The 18,950-nt window shown below is 56.6% G+C and carries 16 protein-coding genes; 8 read left to right on the top strand and 8 right to left on the bottom strand.

From position 1 onward, the window contains the following. Positions 1–77: 77 nt before the first annotated feature. On the top strand, positions 78–701 hold the full coding sequence (locus tag HU722_RS20040) for a helix-turn-helix transcriptional regulator (protein WP_065873302.1): 624 nt from the start codon (positions 78–80) through the stop codon (positions 699–701). Here the strand turns inward: HU722_RS20040 and HU722_RS20035 are convergent. Further along, positions 696–1,658, bottom strand: a complete 963-nt coding sequence (locus HU722_RS20035) for a DMT family transporter (protein ID WP_065873301.1) — start codon at positions 1,656–1,658, stop codon at positions 696–698. The two genes, HU722_RS20040 and HU722_RS20035, sit on opposite strands and share 6 nt — an antisense overlap. Before the next feature lie 222 nt (positions 1,659–1,880). Between HU722_RS20035 and HU722_RS20030 the strand changes: the two genes are divergently transcribed. Beyond that, positions 1,881–2,768, top strand: a complete 888-nt coding sequence (locus HU722_RS20030) for a LysR substrate-binding domain-containing protein (RefSeq protein WP_065873300.1) — start codon at positions 1,881–1,883, stop codon at positions 2,766–2,768. A 587-nt stretch (positions 2,769–3,355) separates the two neighbouring features. Here the strand turns inward: HU722_RS20030 and HU722_RS20025 are convergent. Then, positions 3,356–4,246, bottom strand: a complete 891-nt coding sequence (locus tag HU722_RS20025; RefSeq protein WP_065880832.1) for a LysR family transcriptional regulator — start codon at positions 4,244–4,246, stop codon at positions 3,356–3,358. 169 nt (positions 4,247–4,415) lie between these two features. Here HU722_RS20025 and HU722_RS20020 point away from each other — a divergent pair, with 169 nt between their 5' ends. Then, positions 4,416–5,378, top strand: coding sequence for an alpha/beta fold hydrolase (locus HU722_RS20020; protein ID WP_083207051.1), 963 nt, complete (start codon positions 4,416–4,418; stop codon positions 5,376–5,378). A gap of 299 nt (positions 5,379–5,677) precedes the next feature. On the opposite strand, the gene HU722_RS20015 is transcribed toward HU722_RS20020, so the two are convergent. The 4 genes from HU722_RS20015 to HU722_RS20000 all read right to left on the bottom strand — a co-directional run bounded on the left by HU722_RS20015 (position 5,678) and on the right by HU722_RS20000 (position 10,892). Beyond that, positions 5,678–6,922, bottom strand: coding sequence for an OprD family porin (locus HU722_RS20015; RefSeq protein WP_371913950.1), 1,245 nt, complete (start codon positions 6,920–6,922; stop codon positions 5,678–5,680). 95 nt (positions 6,923–7,017) lie between these two features. Then, the gene (locus HU722_RS20010) at positions 7,018–8,322 is read right to left on the bottom strand and encodes a CitMHS family transporter (RefSeq protein WP_065873296.1); all 1,305 of its coding nucleotides are present in this window, start codon (positions 8,320–8,322) and stop codon (positions 7,018–7,020) included. Positions 8,323–8,452: 130 nt separating this feature from the next. Continuing rightward, positions 8,453–9,766, bottom strand: coding sequence for a dicarboxylate/amino acid:cation symporter (locus HU722_RS20005; RefSeq protein ID WP_065873295.1), 1,314 nt, complete (start codon positions 9,764–9,766; stop codon positions 8,453–8,455). A 43-nt stretch (positions 9,767–9,809) separates the two neighbouring features. Continuing rightward, positions 9,810–10,892, bottom strand: a complete 1,083-nt coding sequence (locus HU722_RS20000) for a 4-oxalomesaconate tautomerase (protein WP_065873294.1) — start codon at positions 10,890–10,892, stop codon at positions 9,810–9,812. A 165-nt stretch (positions 10,893–11,057) separates the two neighbouring features. On the opposite strand from HU722_RS20000, the gene HU722_RS19995 reads away from it, so the two are divergent. Then, positions 11,058–11,948 (top strand): LysR family transcriptional regulator, encoded by an 891-nt coding sequence (locus HU722_RS19995; protein ID WP_065873293.1) that lies wholly within the window; start codon positions 11,058–11,060, stop codon positions 11,946–11,948. A gap of 69 nt (positions 11,949–12,017) precedes the next feature. Here the strand turns inward: HU722_RS19995 and HU722_RS19990 are convergent, their stop codons facing one another. Continuing rightward, positions 12,018–12,923, bottom strand: coding sequence for a LysR family transcriptional regulator (locus HU722_RS19990; RefSeq protein WP_065873292.1), 906 nt, complete (start codon positions 12,921–12,923; stop codon positions 12,018–12,020). Between the two features lie 96 nt (positions 12,924–13,019). On the opposite strand from HU722_RS19990, the gene HU722_RS19985 reads away from it, so the two are divergent. The 4 genes from HU722_RS19985 to HU722_RS19970 all read left to right on the top strand — a co-directional run bounded on the left by HU722_RS19985 (position 13,020) and on the right by HU722_RS19970 (position 17,549). Next, a complete protein-coding gene (locus tag HU722_RS19985; protein ID WP_065873291.1) occupies positions 13,020–13,805 on the top strand; it encodes an SDR family NAD(P)-dependent oxidoreductase in 786 nt (261 codons plus the stop codon). A 237-nt stretch (positions 13,806–14,042) separates the two neighbouring features. Further along, positions 14,043–15,443, top strand: coding sequence for an aspartate aminotransferase family protein (locus tag HU722_RS19980; protein WP_065891051.1), 1,401 nt, complete (start codon positions 14,043–14,045; stop codon positions 15,441–15,443). A 69-nt stretch (positions 15,444–15,512) separates the two neighbouring features. After that, complete coding sequence (locus HU722_RS19975; protein WP_065880834.1) at positions 15,513–16,880, top strand: glutamine synthetase family protein; 1,368 nt, start codon at positions 15,513–15,515, stop codon at positions 16,878–16,880. A gap of 210 nt (positions 16,881–17,090) precedes the next feature. After that, positions 17,091–17,549 (top strand): Hsp20 family protein, encoded by a 459-nt coding sequence (locus HU722_RS19970; RefSeq protein WP_049712265.1) that lies wholly within the window; start codon positions 17,091–17,093, stop codon positions 17,547–17,549. Between the two features lie 51 nt (positions 17,550–17,600). Here the strand turns inward: HU722_RS19970 and HU722_RS19965 are convergent, their stop codons facing one another. After that, positions 17,601–18,878, bottom strand: coding sequence for a cation:dicarboxylate symporter family transporter (locus HU722_RS19965; protein ID WP_065891050.1), 1,278 nt, complete (start codon positions 18,876–18,878; stop codon positions 17,601–17,603). Positions 18,879–18,950: the final 72 nt, after the last annotated feature.

The following is an 18,950-nucleotide window of genomic DNA, read 5'->3' as shown; positions in this document are numbered from 1 at the left end:
GGCGGGCATAACCATAGCACAAAAATACAATTAGTATCCTGAAGACGTTTTGTATTTTTTCGAGGCATATTTTTACCGTGAATAAACATCTGGATAATTACATCAGCAGCGCCCAGGCGATTGCGAAGCTCCTGGATCCGCACGCCGAGGTCATTATTCATGACCTGGCCTCCGGAAAGATTGCACATATCTTCAATGTGTTCTCTCAGCGGCGGGTCGGCGACAGTTCATTGACGGATATCAACGATGGGGCATCATTCGAGGGAGATGTTGCGGGCCCTTATAGAAAGGTGAATTTTGATCGCCGACAGCTAAGGTCGGTTACAGCGGTGCTCCGAGATCCTGAAGGGATCCAGATCGGGCTCTTATGCGTAAATTTTGACATCACTGTCATGAGCGGGATGGCAGAAATCGCTGCATCATTTTTAGGTTTTGAAAATACAGTTGAGAAGCCTCCGGCATTGTTTGCCACCGATTTCCAAGAGTCAGCGCACGCGATCATGGATGAATTTTTGAGGGCTCGCAGGGTGACATTGGCGTCGCTTACTTCAGAAGAAATGGTGGCACTGATTGGTGAAATGGATAAAGGCGGAGTCTTCGCGTTGCGCAATGCAACCAACTACATCTGCGAGCTGTTATCTCTATCACGGGCTACCGTCTACAAATATCTAAGGCGCTCCAGAGCAGCCACGGGTTTATAACGGTACTTTCTCCTTGCGATTTTTGGGTCTCAGATAACTGCTTTCCTCCTGAGTCTGTCCGCCCGACTTGCTGAGATTCACTACCAGCAGGCCAACAATAGTGAGGCTTGCACCCAGCAGAAATCCGTAACTTGTCTGTTCTCCAAGCCATAGGTACCCCATGAGTACGCCAAAGAGCGGACTCATGAAAGCCAGCACACCAAGGCGAGCTGCGAGGTAGCGACGAAGCATCCAGAACCAGATTAAGTAACTTGCTACTGACACAATCACTGTTTGAAAAATCAAGCTGGCCAGAGCTTGGGTTGAAAAGGTCACTGCGTTCTGGCCTAGCAGCAGGCTTAAGGGCAACAAGAGGAGAAACGCGCCCGCGAGTTGGTAGAACAGAGTCTGGGTTGCTGGTGCCTCACTGAGGCGACTGGTACGCACCGCTACGGTCGTGAACCCCCATGCAGCACCTGCGCCTAAACCCAGCAGATCGCCCAGCAGACTGTCCGTGATGGCTGGCTGAGTCGCGCCCCCATCACGCGGCATGAGAAAGGTGATGGCAATACCGGCGAATGCTAAAGACATGCCAAGCCATTGCATTGCACCAAGACGCTCCTCCGGCAGGCGCAGGTGCAGGCCGATGGCGGCGAATAACGGCGCTGTATAAAGAAAAACCGCCATATGCGAAGCACTTGTCCAGCGTAGTCCTTGCGCAACAAGCAGAAACTCAGCGGCAAATAAAACGCCCACGACTAACCCGGAGCGGCACCAAACGTTTGGTAACCATACCTCCCGCATGATCCATTTTCCTATTAGCCAGACCAGGAGTGCAGCGACTCCGGAGCGAACGGCGACCTGCATGATAGGGGCTATGTCGCCCGCAACAGCTTTGATCGCCACTTGCTGGGCACCCCATATGAGGCATAGCAGAACCATCACCGCCGTGGCGGCTCCGTCTACTGACTTCCTCATTCATCGATACCTTTTGATTGGGGCAACCCTTTATTTGCCTGCGACGACCAGCTGTTCACCTTGGGTGATTTATCGTCAAACCAGGTTGCTCGAACAATCGACATTGGCCTTTCCTTGGAAGTTGGGATCTGTTGTTGCCCTACGGCGAACGTGGATTGTGCGAAAGTAAGCAAGCCGCTACAAATCACGTGTTTTCAGCCTATAGAAGAGAAAAACTACGTTATGAGAGCTGATACGCCCCTTCGGGCCATAGCTTGTTTCGACGCGGTCATGCGAACGGGAAGCGTCAGTCTTGCGGCAAGCCAGTTGTTTGTGACGCCGGGAGCAGTAGGGCAACAAATTCGCAAGCTGGAAGGTTGGCTAGGAACGCCGCTGTTTGTGCGTAACGTTCGCAGGCTACGACCAACGGCTGAAGCGCTGAGCTATTGGGAGCAAGTCAAGCCGGCGCTTCGCCAGCTAGAGACCGCCAATCTCGCCGTCCGAGGGAGTAGGGACAAGCAGGTACGTTTAAGCCTGCCGCCGGCGTTCGCCAACTCCTGGTTCGCAAAGCGCATGCCTTTGTTCACGGAACGTCATCCAGAGGTGCAACTGCACTTGAGCGCATCTACCGATGCTGTGGATTTCAATGACGCTACTTGCGACCTGGCAGTGCGGCATTTCGATGGATATGGCAGTGACGTGAACGCAGAACTGCTGTTGCCGGACGAGGTAAGGGTTTATTGCAGCCCGGCTTACCGCGAACGGCTCCAGTTGCATAGCCTTGATTGTTTGCTGGGGGCAACCTTGCTCTATACGACGTCTCATGCCCACTGGTCTCAATGGCTATCATCGGTCGGGATGTCTCCCGATAGCTTCTCCAGCAGCCTCAAATTCGACCAGTCTGAGCTGGCAATCGACGCGGCCCGGCGCGATCAAGGTCTAGTGCTCACCAGCCCTTGGCTGGTTGAGGAGGACGTACAGCGAGGCCTGCTCGTACCGGTCTTTGACGCTGTCCTAAGGACAGGTAAAGGCTATTACGTGGTGCAGGCCAACGATGTGGTGTTGGGTGAGGCAGCCCAACTGTTGCGCCGATGGCTTTGCGACGTAGCGCAGCGAGCCCAACAAAATTGATAACTTGAGCACACTCTGTCTTGGCTTTGCGGGGGGATCTGCGCAAAGGGCATCTATCAATCGTATTTGGGCGAACAGGGGGTTACGTCGTACTGTCCGGCCGCCGTATTTTTTTGCCTGGCTCAATCTTTATTGTGTAATCAGTACGCGTCTCGGTTGTTCCCGGAACGGAGCCTTCATTTCTTCGTAGATGTCCATCGTCCGTTCTTACCTGAGCGCAATTTGCCAGCGAGCCATGACAGGGCTATCGCCGGAATTGAGAGAAGGGCCGCATAGATGATACCGACGCCTAGCAACGGGGATGCACCAGAAATCGCTAAAACCACTGGGATCTGGGAGAGCATTACGACGCCACCTGCGGACCACTGTGAGCTTCTTAGTACTGCCCCGAGGATTACCGACAGCGCTAGCGCGGCGGGATAGATGATCGTCCAGTAACTGGCCAGGTCCCACGGCTCCTCAGCCCCTGTGATTACTGAAACAACAGTCCAAAAAAATAGGGACACAACGCAGGTAACAATGAATGCCATGAATAATTCCTAAACTGTCGGAGCAAACTGAGTGAGGTTCGCACGCCATTGCTGAGTTTACTGATCCAGGCGCTGACGAAACCGAGGAATCGCGAAATCCAGAAATCGCCTCATTTTCAGGGGCATATGCCCAGGTGACATGTGGATCAGGTTGATAGGCGCCGACGGAGGCTCATAGTTATCCAGCACAATCTCCAGCAGTCCCTCGCTGATCGCCTCCGCGACTTGGTAGTGCAATAACTGAACGACTCCAACGCCATCAATGGCGGCCTGCGCTGCTGCGTCAGCGGTCGTCACCGATAAGCGCGGGGGCATCCGCCTCGTTGATTCTGCCACGCCATGTTTTGAGTGTTGAAAAGGCATAGGGGCGTCAAGTCGCACGGTTGGCAAGTTCTGCAGGTCTGCGGGACATTCAGGTCTTCCATACGCTTCCAGCAGCCTAGGACTCGCGCAAATTACAGTTCTCATGGCCCCCACCTGAGTGGCGATCATGCCGCTATCAGCGAGTGTTCCAATGCGCACTGCCATGTCCACGTGGTCGTCAACGAGGTGAGCGTTGCGATCAGAAAGCAGGAGCCGGATGTTGATTTCGGAAAACTCCCCTAAAAACGCGTTGACGATCGGCAGCACCTGCAGCCGGCCGAACATGATGGGCGCGGTCAGGACCAGTTCGCCTTTGGGGGCAATGAATTCTCCGGCAGCTTCGCGTTCGGCAACCTCCAACTGCTCCAATATTCGGCGTGCAGCAGCCACATAAGCCACCCCTGCATCGGTCAACGAGAGCCTACGCGTGGTTCGAATCAATAAGCGGCTACCTATCAGCATCTCCAGGTCAGAAATTTTCCTGCTGATGGTGGGAAGAGGGATATCGGCTAGCCGTCCGGCTGCCGTCAGGCTGCCAGCATCAATCGCAGCCACGAGCAGCTTCATTGCCTCAAATCTGTCCATGGAATGTTCCAATATTTGGTAGGGAGATTACCAATATTCTCAGATTATGTTGGTTTATTGAAACAGGCAATATAGCCCTATCAAGTGGGTGCGCCTGACGCTCGACAAGCCATGAACTCATCGCCTGATAGACCACTTATCTTTTTCATTCAGTGTCCAAGGAGTTTGCATGAGCATTAAAACGTTGTTAGCCGCCACTGCCCTCAGTGCAGCGCTCGCCAGCGCGGGAGTGGAAGCAGCCGACATTAGCCACCAAAGGGCAAGCGACGTCCAACACCATTTTGTAGAGGTAAAAGGGGTCCGCATCTTTTATCGGGAAGCGGGCGACCCATCGGCGCCAACCATCGTGTTGCTTCATGGATTTCCTACCTCATCATTCATGTATCGCGACTTGATTTCGAAACTAGCGGACCGTTACCACGTGATTGCCCCTGACTTCCCAGGTTTTGGATTCTCGGACAGCCCTGATCGGGCGAAGTACTCATACACGTTCGACAACATCGCCAAAACCATGGATGGATTTACTGAAGCGCTTGCGCTGAATCGCTACGCTCTTCAAGTCTTCGACTACGGTGCGCCTGTAGGCTGGCGGATGGCCGTCGCACACCCCGATAGAATCAGCGCAATCATTAGCCAAAACGGGAATGCTTACGTTGAAGGCCTCAGCGAGGGCTGGAACCCGATTCAACGTTACTGGAACGCGCCCACTGCCCAGAACCGCAACGCATTGCGCGAGCTGCTCAAACCAGAATCAATCAAGTGGCAATACACGCATGGCGTAGCGGACCCTGACAGTATCGCACCTGAAACATACACCTTGGATTACGCGTTCGTGTCGCGTCCCGGTAACGATGAAATCCAGCTGGACCTGTTCGCAGACTATGCCACCAACGTGAAGCGCTACCCCGAGTTCCAGGCGTATTTCCGCAAATATCAGCCGCCGATGTTGGCCGTCTGGGGAAAGAACGATCCGTTTTTTCTCCCGGCAGGCGCGAACGCATTCAAGCGTGATATTCCCAAAGCTGAGGTACATCTCTACGACACCGGGCACTTCGCACTGGAAACACACTTGAACGAGATCAGTGGTGAAATCCACCGCTTCCTGGACCGGAATGTGGTGCCGCAAAAATAAGTCCTGTCGCACGTCTGCAACAGCGGGTCATGCGCCCGCTGTTGCGGGTCCTCTCTACTCGCTCGTTAGCGTCTTGCATGTTGCGTGGCGGTCACGGCATTGCTCCCCCCAACAGCGTCAAGGTCCCTATTGCCTTGGAAGCGTTGGGCCTCAACTTTCGCCAAAGCGAGCAAAAGGGCGCGGCTTTCGTACTGCATCCCCGGCTCGCGCCGCCTCGACAGCGGCATTGAGTGCCAGCATGTTGAGGGGGCCTTGCCTTAACCTGTAGGAAAGCGGCCGCATGGGCCGCAATCGTCGACTTACCAGAGGGCGATGTCGTAGGTGAGGTAGAGGCGGTTGCTGTCGCGCCCTCGGGAGAACTCCGAGCGGTACACATAGTTGCGCATGCGCACACCCAGGCCCTTGAGCGTGCCGGCCTGTACAACGTAGGCCAGTTCGGTATCGCGCTCCCATTCCTTGACCGTGGTGGTGGACTTGCCGTCATTGCCGCTCAAGTAGCGCGCAGAGAAAGTCAGGCCGGGGACGCCGACGGCGGCGAAGTTGTAGCCGTAGTTGAGCATCCAGGTCTTTTCGTCTTCCTCGATGAACTTGCCAATGCCGGCGTTACTGAACGAGTACACGGTTGCGCCACTGATGTAGGGCAAACCGGCATCGCCGCGCAGGCTCTGGTAGCCCCCGCCAACGGTATGGCCAGCGATCGCGTAGGACAATTGCCCGCTGAACATGTCGTTATCGATTTTGCCTGCGTAGGCAGAGCCGCTATCAGCGCTGTTGAAGTACCGCAGGTCGCCAGTCAGCACGCCACCGGCCAGCGGCAGGTCGTGCTGGATACCGGCGAAGTTCTGGCGGTAAAAGTTTTCCAGTTCGCCGTAGAAATAACTCAAGCGGGTGTTTTTCCCCCATTTGTATTCGGCGCCGGCGTAGTTGAAGTCGCCTGACTTTTCGCCACTGTAGCCATCCGGCACAATCGGCACGCTGTCGGTGGAGTCGCGTAATTTGAAACGGTCCAGGTGCCCGCCGGTGACCGTCAGGTTCTCGATGTCGTTACTGCTGACCTGAGTGCCCTGATAGGTCTGGGGCAACAGACGTGCGTCGTTGTAAATCAGCACCGGGGTCTTGGGCAGCAGGGTGCCGTACTTGACGGTGGTTTTGGCGAACCGGGCTTTCGCGGTGGCGCCGGCGCTGGCAAATTCGCCCGCTGCGCGGCCGTCGTCATGAATCGGCATGAGCCCGGTACCGCTGCGACCGCGTCCTGAGTCGAGCTTTACGCCGTAGAGCCCCAGGGCATCAACGCCGAAGCCGAGAGTACCCGCAGTGAATCCGGACTGATAGTCCAGCAAGAATCCCTGGGCCCATTCGGTACGTTCGCTTTTTGCCGTTCTCGCGGCACGTGCACTCATGCCGTGCTCATCGCGAAAGTTCTCGTTGAAATACACATTGCGCAGTTGCAGCTTGAGCTTGCTGTCATCAATAAAGCCTTCGGCATTGGCACCGGCGATCGGCACCAGACCCAATGCACAAAAAAGGGCCTGACGGGTATACATAGGGTTCATGGCAAACGTCTCATTGTTGTTATTTGGCGTGCAGGGCGACACGCACCCCGTGAGCGAGGCGCGTTGCAAGGCAGCAGAGAGATGAATCAGGTAAACAGGCTGATGGCCCCAGTCAACAAGGCCAGCGCGGTGACGACCAAGGAGGTCAACACCGCCCACTTGACAGTGGCTTTCTGGAAGTCACCAATGTCACGGTCGACCATCCCCACCAGCAACAGCGTCGATGCGACCAGCGGACTCATCAGATGCACGGGTTGCCCGAGGATCGAGGCACGCGCGATTTCTACCGGGTCTATGCCGTAAGCGGCGGCCGCATTGGCAAGGATCGGCACTACACCAAAATAGTAGGCGTCATTGGACAGCACGAAGGTCAGCGGCATGCTGGTGATCGCAACCACCAATGGAAACAGGTGGCCCCAGGACGGAGGGATCCAGTCGACCAGCGTCTGGGCCAGGGCATCCACCATCTTGGTGCCGGAAAAAATCCCGGCAAAAATCCCTGCGGCGAACACCAGCAACACGACCGTCATAGCGTTGCCCGAGTGCGCCAGGATGCGTTCTTTCTGAATATCCAATTGCGGGTAGTTGATCATCAGTGCGAGCACAAAGCCGATCAGGAACAGGATCGCGGAGTGCATCAGCCCCATCACCAGGGCCACCATCACCGCAATCACCAGGACCAGGTTGACGTAGGCCAGTTTGGGACGCTTGTGGGGCGTGTCCTCAAGAATCGCGTTGATGTAGCAATCGCCGCCACCGCTTTGCAGTTGCACGTTGCCAATACGCTTGCGCTCGGCTCGCCCCAGTACGAAAGCCACAAAGACCACCCACATGGCACCGCCGATCATGGTCGGCAGTAACGGCACGAAGTATGCGCCGGCATCCAGGCCCAGCGCTGCGATGGCCCGTGTCGCGGGGCCGCCCCAGGGTGTCATGCCGCTCATGATGCTCAGGGACAGCATGGAGATAGTCGCCAGGATCATCGGGTTCATGCCGATGCGTTTGTACAGCGGCAGCATCGCCGCGCAGGTAATCATGTAGGTGGTGGTGCCGTCGCCGTCGAGCGCGACCACCAGGGACAGCAAGGCGGTGCCCACCGCGATCTTCATCGGGTCGCCATTGACGCGCTTGAGGATCTTGCGGATCAGCGGGTCGAACAGGCCCGCATCGATCATCAGGCCAAAGAACAGGATCGCGAACAACAGCAATGCGGCAGACGGCGCGACCATTTTCAGGCCGTCAAGCATCATCTTGCCCGTGGTGCCGCCGAAGCCGCCAATCACGGCGAAGACGATAGGTACGACGGTGAGCGCGACGATGGGCGACAGGCGCTTCGTCATGATGAGGAAGGTGAATACGACCACCATGGCCAGGCCAAGGAAAGCGAGCATAGGACGATTCTCTTGTTGTTATCGTAAAAATGGCTGACGCCGAGGCGCACGAGCCCTGACCCGCCGGGCGGCACAACGGCGCCTGGCGGGGAGGGGGGTTCAGTCAGGAGTAGGTGTTATTCGGTTTTTGCTAGATGCGTTTGGCGACCGTCAGGTCTTCCCAGGCTTGTCCCTGTGCCGCAGAAGATTTGCCGTCGAGCATCCGGTTCAGCGTTTCGCGGTGGCAGGCGTTTTCAGACATCGAAATCACCACTGTCGCAACTGCGTTGCTGGCCAGGCTGGTCAGGGCCCGGGCTTCAGACATGAATCGGTCAACGCCGATCAGCAACGCCAGGCCGGCCAACGGGATGTCGTGAATGACCGTCAGGGTCGAGGCCAGTGCCACGAACCCGCTGCCGGTAACGCCAGCGGCGCCTTTGGAGGACAGGAGCATGATTGCCAGCATGGTGATGATTTGCGTCAGGCTCAGGTCAATGTTGCAGGCCTGGGCAATGAAAATCGCCGCCAACGACAGGTAGATGGCCGTGCCGTCCAGGTTGAACGAGTAGCCGGTGGGCAGCACCAGGCCCACGACGCCTTTCTTGCAACCCAGTGCTTCGAGTTTCTCCAGCATGCGCGGCATGACAGGTTCCGTGGAGGAGGTCCCGAGTACCACCAGGAATTCTTCGCGAAAGTAGCGCAGCAATTTCCACAGGCTGAAGCCGTTCGCACGGCAAATGCTGCCCAGTACCGCGAAGACAAAGAAACCGCAGGCGATGTACAGGGTCATGATCAGCTTTGCCAGCGAACCCAGCGAGGTGATGCCGTACTGGCCGACGGTGAACGCCAGGGCCCCAAAAGCGCCGATCGGTGCAAAGCGCATCAGGTAAGCGAAAATCTTGAAGACCATGTGCGAGGCGGACTCGAGTACGTCGAGTACCGGCTTGCCACGCTCGCCCAGCGACGACAAGGCAAAGCCGGACAACACCGCGATAAACAGAACCGGCAGCACTTCACCTTTACTGAAGGCACCGATAAAGGTTTCGGGGATGATGTGCATGAAAAACTCTACAACCCCAAGTTTCGCGGCCGACTCCGTGTACTGGGTCAGTCCCTTGGTGCTCAGTTGGCTGGGATCGATGTTCATGCCAGCGCCCGGCTGGAACACATACACCGCCACCAGGCCAATCACCAGGCTGATCACCGTCAATACGAAGAACAGCAGCATGGTTTTGCTGAGCAGGCGCCCAAGCGAGCGTTTGTCGCTCATTCCGGCGATGCCAGTGACGATGGTGCAGAACACCACTGGAGCGATCATCATCTTGATGAGTTTGATGAATGCGTCACCCAACGGTTTGAGCGCGATGGCCTGCTGGGCCCAGAAGTGTCCGACGACGATACCCAGCACCACGGCGCAGAGAATCTGGAAGTAGAGCGATTTAACAACTTTCATGGCATCACCCATTTTTAGAATTGTGCGGATGCAAAAATGCCAACGATCACCGGAATTATCCGGCGAGGCGTTGAGAGTCCGTGGCATAAACGAAGCCGGAAAAAAGCCTGCGCGCTGTGCGAACGACGGAAGCCTGAATTGTCTCACCGTTAACACCCGTGTAGGACAATACGACATCAATCCCACCGCTTGGGTGCTCGATGCGCACCGCTTCAAGGCGCGGCGTACTGATGCCGCCGAGCATTTGCGCGACGATGCTGCCGTCGATCACACACGCGGTGGCCAACCCGATCGAGCCGGTAATGGCCAGCGCGCGGTGGCAGTTGTGTGGCATGAAATAACGAACTTGGAGCGTACCGCCAGCGTTGGCGGGCGAGACCAGCACCGGCTTTGGAATCACTTTGTCGCTGACATCACCCAGGCCCATCGCCAGGCCTGCCTGAAGTCGCAATGACTCTAGGCGCCGCAGGAAGTCTTTGTCGGCGTCCAGTTCTGCCGGGCTTTCATCGCCACGCTTGCCCAGTTGGCTGGCTTCGATCAGCACCATGGGCATTGCCATGTCGATGCACGTGACCGCAATTCCATCGATCACATCTTGCGTGTTGCCAGTGGGGAGGAGTTTGCCGGTCTTGCTGCCGGCTGCATCAAGGAACGTCAGTTGCACCGGCGCCGCAGTACCCGGCACACCGTCGATCGCGGTGTCGCCCTCGTAACTGACTTTGCCATCCGGTGTGCATACCTCGGAATGGATAAAGGTCCCGGTGTTCACATTGCGAATGCGCACGCGAGTGCGCCCCGGCGTACCTTTGACCAAGCCCTGCTCGATGGCGAACGGGCCGACGGCACACAGCATGTTGCCGCAGTTGGGGGCGCTGTCGACCCGGCGCTGCGAAACCATCACCTGGACGAACAGGTAATCGACGTCCGCGTCCGGGTGCAGGGAAGGGCTGACAATAGCGACCTTGCTGGTTTGCGGGCTGCCACCGCCAATACCATCGATCTCCAGCTCATGGCCGGAGCCCATCACGTTGAGCAGCAGCTCGTCGCGTTCCGCGATGACAGCCGGCAGATCCCAGTCGAGAAACACCGGCCCCTTGGAGGTACCACCGCGCATCAGCACACAGGGAATTCTTTGCATGACTCTGACTCTTGTTGATCAATCGACGTAATTGATGCTCTTGGAGCAAGAGTCTCAAGGTTTCAAAAATGTTTCCAATGCAAAAATTGACGAGATTATTGCGTTTGACGAATGATAGATTTGCTTTAAATTACGGATCGACTTCTTCTGTTGGTGAGGCAAGACATGGATTATGAGCTTAACGATATCCGATCTTTCGTGAAGATCGCCGAACTTGGCAGCTTTCACGAAGCTGCCGATGCGCTTCACCTGTCTCAGCCTGCACTCAGTCGTCGCATTAAAAAACTCGAAGAGGGGCTGGGCACCGCGTTGCTGGATCGCACCACGCGCAAGGTCAGCCTCACGAGCGTCGGCCGGGACTTCCTGCCCAAGGCGCGCCGATTGCTGGATGATTTCGATGAGTCGATTCTCAATATCCGCGAACTTGCCCAGCGCCAGATTGGCCGAGTCACCCTGGCGTGCATCCCGACGGCCGCATTCTATTTCCTGCCGTCGGTGATCCGCCTGTACAACGAGCGCTATCCGCAAATTCGCATCCGCCTGCTGGACTTGAGCGCAAACGAGGGGCTTGAAGCGGTGCTGCGAGGGGAGGCTGATTTCGGTATCAACATGATGAGTGGGCAGCATCCTGATATCGAGTTCGTGCCCCTTGTCATAGAGCCGTTTGTTTTGGCCTGCCGGCGTGATCATGAGCTCGCTGGACGCAGTGCTGTCACATGGTCTGAGCTCAGTGATTACCGTCTTATCGGGGTGGGCCGCCTGAGCGGGAATCGCATGTTGCTTGATCACGCGTTGTCAGGCTTGAGTTGGCGTCCACAATGGTTCTACGAGGTACAGCACCTTTCTACCTCGCTGGGTCTGGTGGAAGCCGGGCTGGGGGTGTCGGCGATGCCGAGCCTGGCCATGCCGGCGCATGATCACCCCACCTTGGTCAGCGTGCCGTTGATTGAGCCGATAGTGAACCGCTCCCTGGGTCTGGTTTACCGCCGCGGCGCATCACTCTCTCCCGCGGCAGAAAAGTTTGTTTCAATACTGCTTGAACAATGGCCGCAATGAGGTATATCGCGCTATCCGTGCGCGCCAAGCCGCTGGCGACCACGAAGAATGGCCAGTATTTGTGATTCCTCAAACACGACGAGGCTCACCTTCGACAATTTTGCGCATCAAGCTCAGGTAGCGACTGGCTGCAAGCCCCAGAGGTCGATTCTTCACCCAGATAATATCGACCCACAACCGCATCTGACTCGGCATGTAGTCAAACACCACCTCCGTCAATGCGCCCGAAGTGATGAGAGGTTGCACCAGGGGTTGGGGAAGATAAGCCCAGCCCAATCCTTGCTGCACCAGATCCAGCGTTGCCAGATAACTGTCGCTGAGCCAAATTCGCCGCGACAGCACAACGCGTGGGTCAGAGTCTGTAGGCCCTCCAGTAGCCACTATGATCTGCCGAATATCCACCAGTTGCTCTTCGCTTAAAGGGCTTTTTTTGCCGGCAGCCGCAGGATGATCTGGAGAGGCAACCGCTACTAACAACTGGCTTCCCGCCTCAAGAAACGTCTCCCGCTCGTCGAGCCCGGGCCGTTCAAATCCAAGTGCTAATTGCACACGCCCTTCATGGAGCATGCGAATCGCCTCCGGGTGGGAAGCCGAGCGAATCTCGATCTCAAGCGTGGGGAACTCTTTGGCAATAATGGACAATGGACGACTCCATACGCCTGTTTGCAACTCCGGCGCCATCGCCAGTATCAAGCGCCGCTCCAACCCCTGATGAAGCTGCAGGGCATGCGCGTCCAGCAGGTTTATCTGGCTCGCCACCTGTCGTGCTTGGGGCTCAAGTGCTTTGGCGGCTGCCGTAGGGACAGCTTTGCGGGTTGATCGGTCAAAAAGCAATAAATCAAGCTCTGCTTCAAGCTGTGACACAGCCATGTTGATGGCCGAGGGTACCCGGCCCAATTTCCGTGCGGCGGCAGAAAAGGATCCACTGTCGACAACCGCAAGGAAAACTTTAAGTGACTCACTGGTAAACGCCATGGTGGTTGTCAGATTTTCTGATGATGATCGTCTTTATTTATCAGGTCTACTGGCCTAATTTCTACTCTCTTTCGAATTAAATACGTGGGGCACACCATGTTGGGTACGGAATTGAGGGGGCATGTGGCACTTGTCAGTGGTGCCGGGAGTGAATCCGGGATCGGTATGGCTGTTGCTCGACGGCTAGGTGCAGCCGGGGCGAAGTTGATCATCACTGCTAGCAGCAACCGCATCGCGGATCGGGTTAAAGAGTTACGCCTTGAAGGGTTTGAAGTTGAAGGTCGGCCCACTGACCTCACCGATGAACGTCAGGTGCTTGAATTCAGCCTATGGGCAGAAACAGTCTGGGGACGGATCGATATTCTGGTAAATAACGCCGGCATGACCATGCAAGGAAGCCCTGAGGTTTTCTCGGAATTAGTAACAATGGAACTGTGTGACTGGAATCTTTCACTGGCAAGAAACTTAACGACAGCTTTTCTTCTGACTCGGGCCGTTTTACCGGGTATGCGGGCGCGACGTTACGGGCGCATTGTCAATATGAGTTCCACCACCGGAACCAGAGGAAGCAATCCGGGCGAAGCCGCTTATAGCGCCGCCAAGGCCGCAATGGTTGGCATGAATATGGGACTTGCACTTGAAGTCGCCAAGCAGGGGATTACCGTCAACAGCGTGGCTCCCGGGTGGATCACCACTGCGTCAACCACGCCCGTTGAAGCAGAGGCGGGATGTTTTACCCCAATAGGGCGGGCAGGCACGCCTCGCGAAGTGGCGGCGGCAGTTGCATTTCTGGCGTCGCCTGACGCCAGTTACATCACGGGTGAAGTCCTCGTGGTGGATGGCGGGAACTGTCTGGTCGAGAACAAAGCCCCTCAAACCTGAGTTCAGGACGCGGACGTTACGTTCTGTTTTATCCAGAAGTAAACAGCGCATTTTAACGCTTCAAGCCGGCTATTAAGTCTGACGCTCCCGCGCGATCAATCAATGATCCCGGGTGGGAGCGCGGCTGTCACTGCGATATATAAAAGTGCGACTTATCAAAGAGTAGGTGAATTCACTGAGCGGTATTCGGCCGTCATTCAGGAATAAACGTTTAATAATTAACTTAGGGTTTTGACCATGTCGAACAGTGGAATTTGTGAATCAGCGATTGCTGTTTTTACCGCCTCCGAGCGTGCCCGTTTTATAAAAAACAACCCAACGTCAATGGCACTGGCCAAGCGTGCCAAGGCGAATCTTTTCAACGGTGTTCCCATGCACTGGATGAGCGATTGGTCGATGCCTTCGCCGCTCTTCGTTCAGCGTGCCAAGGGTGCACGCTTCGTAGATGTCGATAATCATGAGTACGTTGACTTTTGCCTGGGCGACACGGGCGCCATGTTTGGCCATTCACCTGATCCTATCGCCCGTGCTATCGCAGAACAGGCGAATAACGGCTTAACGACGATGTTGCCTGGCGAAGACGCTGTGGTCTGCGGCGAGTTGTTGGCTCAGCGATTTGAGTTGCCATATTGGCAGGTCACTGCCACGGCTACTGACGCCAATCGTTATGTTCTGCGCTGGGCGCGCGCTATTACCAAGCGCAATGTCTTGCTGGTGTTCGACGGCTGCTATCACGGGACGGTGGATGACGTGATGGTGCGGTACCGCGACGGCAAAACGGTGCACCGTGCAGGCCTTGTGGGCCAAGCCTACGACTTGACCCAATACAGTCGATCTATTCCCTTCAACGATGTTGCCGCACTTGAGGCTGCTTTAGCCCAGGGGGACGTGTGTGCGCTGATGTGCGAGCCGGCGATGACGAACATAGGCATGGTCCTGCCAGATGCGGGTTTCATGCAAAAGTGCCGAGTGTTGACCCGCAAATATGGCAGCCTGTTGGTCATTGACGAAACCCACACCATTTCCACCGGCATCGGTGGATGCACTCGCCTATGGGATTTGAAACCCGACTTTTTCGTGGTGGGTAAGCCCATCGCAGGTGGCGTGCCTTGCGCGGTGTTTGGCGTCAGTGAGCACGTCGCCTTGGCCATGCAAGACGCGCAGAGGAGCGTTAGCGAAGAGAGCAGCGGGCACGGCCACAGTGGGATGGGAACGACGCTGTCCGCCAATGCACTGGCGATGCGTTGCATGCGAGTCAGCCTCGAAGAGGTCATGACAGCGTCTGCGTACCAGCACATGCTGCCCCTGGCCTCAAGACTGGCGCAGGGCTTTCGGGCGTTGTTCAAACGGCACCAACTGAACTGGTCAGTCACGGAGTTGGGCGCGCGTTGTGAGTTTCAATTCTGTGCCACCCCGCCCAGAACGGGTGCGCAAGCCGAAGCGGCTTTTCATGACAGCCTTCAAATGGCTCTGCATCTCTATCTGATCAATCGCGGAATCCTGATCACACCTTTTCACAACATGACCCTGTGCTGTCCGCAGACAAGTGATGCGGATATCGACAGGCTGATCAGTGAGTTGGATAGCGCGCTGACCACGCTGCTTGCCCTACCAGGGGCTCGGGTCATCCCTTCATAAATAGCTGTGTGACACCCCGTTTTTCTCAACTACCGCCAAGTCGCTTGAATGAGCGCTAAGAGGTTTGACATGCAATTTGCTGATAAAAAAGAGGCCGAGGATTATCTGGCCGCTCACCCTGAAGTGCTGAGCATCGAGTTGTTCCTTATCGACGCGAATGGTGTTCCACGGGGCAAACTGTTGCACCGTGATGAATTACTGGCGATCTACGAAAATGGTCGGCCGCTGCCAAGTTCCATTCTCGCCTTGACCGTGCAGGGCGAGGACGTAGAAGACACAGGCTTGGTCTGGGATGTCGCTGACGCTGATTGCTGGACCTATCCCTTACCAGGAAGCCTGACCCTGCAACCCTGGCGCAGCCGTCCCACCGGTCAAGTGCAGGTCAGCATGCACCCGACCCAAGGCATTCCCGCCGCGCCCGCCGACCCGCGCCATGTACTGGTGAACACCATCGAACGGCTGAAAGCCGATGGATTCCATCCGGTAATGGCCGTTGAATTGGAGTTTTACCTGCTGGACCAACAGCGCGACGTCAACGGTCGACCGCAGCCGGCGTTGCAGACCAATGGCGCACGCCCAGTTGCACCTCAGGTTTATGGCGTATACGAACTCGAGCAGCTTCAACCGTTTCTTGATGACCTTTACGCGGCTTGCGCGCTACAGGGGTTACCCGTGCGTACGGCGATCTCCGAATACGCTCCGGGCCAGGTCGAGTTGACGCTGGAGCATCGTTTCGACGCACTCCAGGCCATTGATGAAGGCGTACGTTACAAACGCTTGGTCAAAGGCGTTGCCAACCAACATGGGCTGCAAGCGTGCTTCATGGCCAAGCCGTTCAGCGATCAGGCGGGCAGCGGTATGCATTTGCACGTCAGCCTGGCCGACGAGCAGGGTCACAATCTGTACGCGAGCGAAGACCCACAGGGCACACCGCTGTTGCGGCACTCCATTGGAGGGATGATGGCAACCTTGTTTGACTCGCTGGCAATATTTTGCCCCCATGCCAACTCATATCGCAGGTTCCAGACCGGCAGTTACGCGCCGCTGGCGAAAAGTTGGGGCGTCAACAATCGTACTGTGTCGCTGCGCGTGCCTGGCGGCCCTGCGATAAGTCGGCACATCGAACACCGCATTTGCGGTGCCGATGCCAACCCCTATCTCGCCGCGGCCGCCGTACTCGCGGGCATTCACTACGGCATCACGCATCAAAGCGACCCTGGCGCGGCGATTGAGGGCAATGGCTATGAACAGGCGACCGATTTTCTACCCACCGACTGGCTTACCGCGTTGCACGCATTGCAACGTTCAACGTGGGCACACGAGGCGCTGGGAGCTGAATTCCTGAAAGTGTTTCTGGCGATCAAGTGGCGCGAGTTCCGTCAATTCAATGCTGAAGTCGGAGAGCAGGACTGGCGCTGGTACCTCACTCACGCATGAATGTTGGCCCCTCAGCCTGCCTGGAAATGCTCATCCAGCTTGCCGCGTTTTTGCTTCGTGACGGATGACGGGGACTGTTCTGATGGGGCCGTTAAAAAAATTTTATGGGCGACGCTTGAAATTTTTCCTCCTGAACCTACTTAGGCTTTACGCGATGCCGAATCCGGGTCGCGTATCAAATCACTTGGAGAAAACTCAGGAGATTTTGCTATGGCTACTACTCTTTCCTTGGCCCCACTGTTCCGCCACTCTGTCGGTTTTGACCGTTTCAACGACCTTTTTGAATCGGCGCTTCGCAGCGAGGCCGGTACCACCTACCCACCCCACAACGTCGAAAAGCACGGTGATGACCATTACCGGATCGTCATCGCGGCCGCAGGCTTAGTGGAGGATGACCTGGAGATCCAGGTGGAAAAAGGCGTGTTGACCGTCGCCGGCGGCAAGCGCGAACACAATGAAGGCATCACCTACCTTCACCAGGGTATCGCCCAGCGCGCGTTCCGCTTGTCGTTCCGCCTGGTCGACCACATTGAAGTGCAGGGCGCGCAGCTCGCCAATGGTTTGCTGAGCATTGATTTGCTCAGGGTTGTACCGGAGGAAGCCAAGCCTAAGCGCATCGCGATTGGTGGTGCGGCCAAGGCTGATGTGAAATCCATCAGCGAGCAGTAACGTGAATAGAATAAAGGCGCTCCACGGAGCGCCTTTATTCGTAGGTACACGTTAGCCTGCAGGCATATTCCGAGTGCTCGGTTCATGTGCCGCTTTGGCATCATGGCCCTCCCACTTCGCAATCACCAGCGGTGCCAGCGCATTACCCAACACATTCAGCGCGGTAGTCGGCATTTCCATCAACCGATACACCCCGGCGATAAACGCGATCCCTTCCAACGGCAAACCGGCACTGGCGAGCGTCGCCGACAGGATCACAAACATAAACCCTGGCACCCCGGCAGCGCCTTTGGAGGTGAGCACCATGGTCACCACCAACAAGGCCTGATCGCCCAGGCTCAACTCTATGCCGTACAGCTGCGCGACGAACAAGGTGCCGATGCCGAGGAACAGCGAGGCACCGTCGAGATTGAACGAGTAGCCGACCGGCACCACGAAGCTCACCAGCGAAGGCGGCACGCCGTAGGTCTCGAGTTTTTTCATCAGTTGGGGCATCACCGCCGCCGAGCTGGCGGTGGAGAAGGCCAGTACCAGTTCATCCTTGATATGGCGCATCAGCGCGAACAGGTTGATCCCGCACACTCGCGCTACCAGGTTGAGCACCACCAGCACAAAAAAGGCGATAGCCACGTAACTGACCATGATCAGCTTGGCCAGCGGCAGCAATGAGCTGAAACCGAAGTTGGCGACGGTCACTGCGATCATGCCGAATACGCCGATGGGCGAGTAGGCCATGATCATCGAGGTCACTTTGAACATTGCATCGGCAACGCCGCGCAGCAGCGCAATCACGGGGTCTTTGCGCTCGGCCGGCAGGCGTGCCACGCCAAGGCCGAACATCACCGCAAAAAACAATACAGACAACAGGCTGCCCTGGGCCATGGCGTTGATCACGTTGTCGGGGATGATGCTGACGATAATCTGCCCCAGGCTATGACCGGCGCCGTTGCTGGTGGGCAGGGTGATGTTGGCGGCATGCAGGCTGGACAGTTCAGTGCCGGCGCCGGGCTTGAGCAGGTTGCCCATGACCAGGCCGATAATGATGGCCAGGGTGGTGATGCAAAAGAAATAGCTCAGGGATTTCACGCCGATTCGGCCCAGGGATTTGCCGTCACCATGGCCGGCAATGCCCACCACCATGCAGGAAAATACGATAGGCACGACGATCATCTTCATCAGCTTGATAAAGATATCGCCCGCCGGTTGCAGTAGGTTGTCCACCAGCCACGGCCGGGATTCGGGAAAGCGGTGCAGCAGGGCACCAATGGCGATACCGGCGAGCAAGCCGATCATGATTTGCCAGACCAGCGCGATACGGGGCGTGTGCATGGGAATGCCTCATTTGAGATCAATGATTTTGAGTTGTTGTTCTAGGCAGTCAATAAGCAGCCGTCCGTTGGC

Origin of the sequence: Pseudomonas tritici, from assembly GCF_014268275.3 — a bacterium.
GTDB classification, from domain to species: Bacteria; Pseudomonadota; Gammaproteobacteria; order Pseudomonadales; family Pseudomonadaceae; genus Aquipseudomonas; species Aquipseudomonas tritici.
This window is presented reverse-complemented; position numbering and strand designations above follow the sequence as displayed.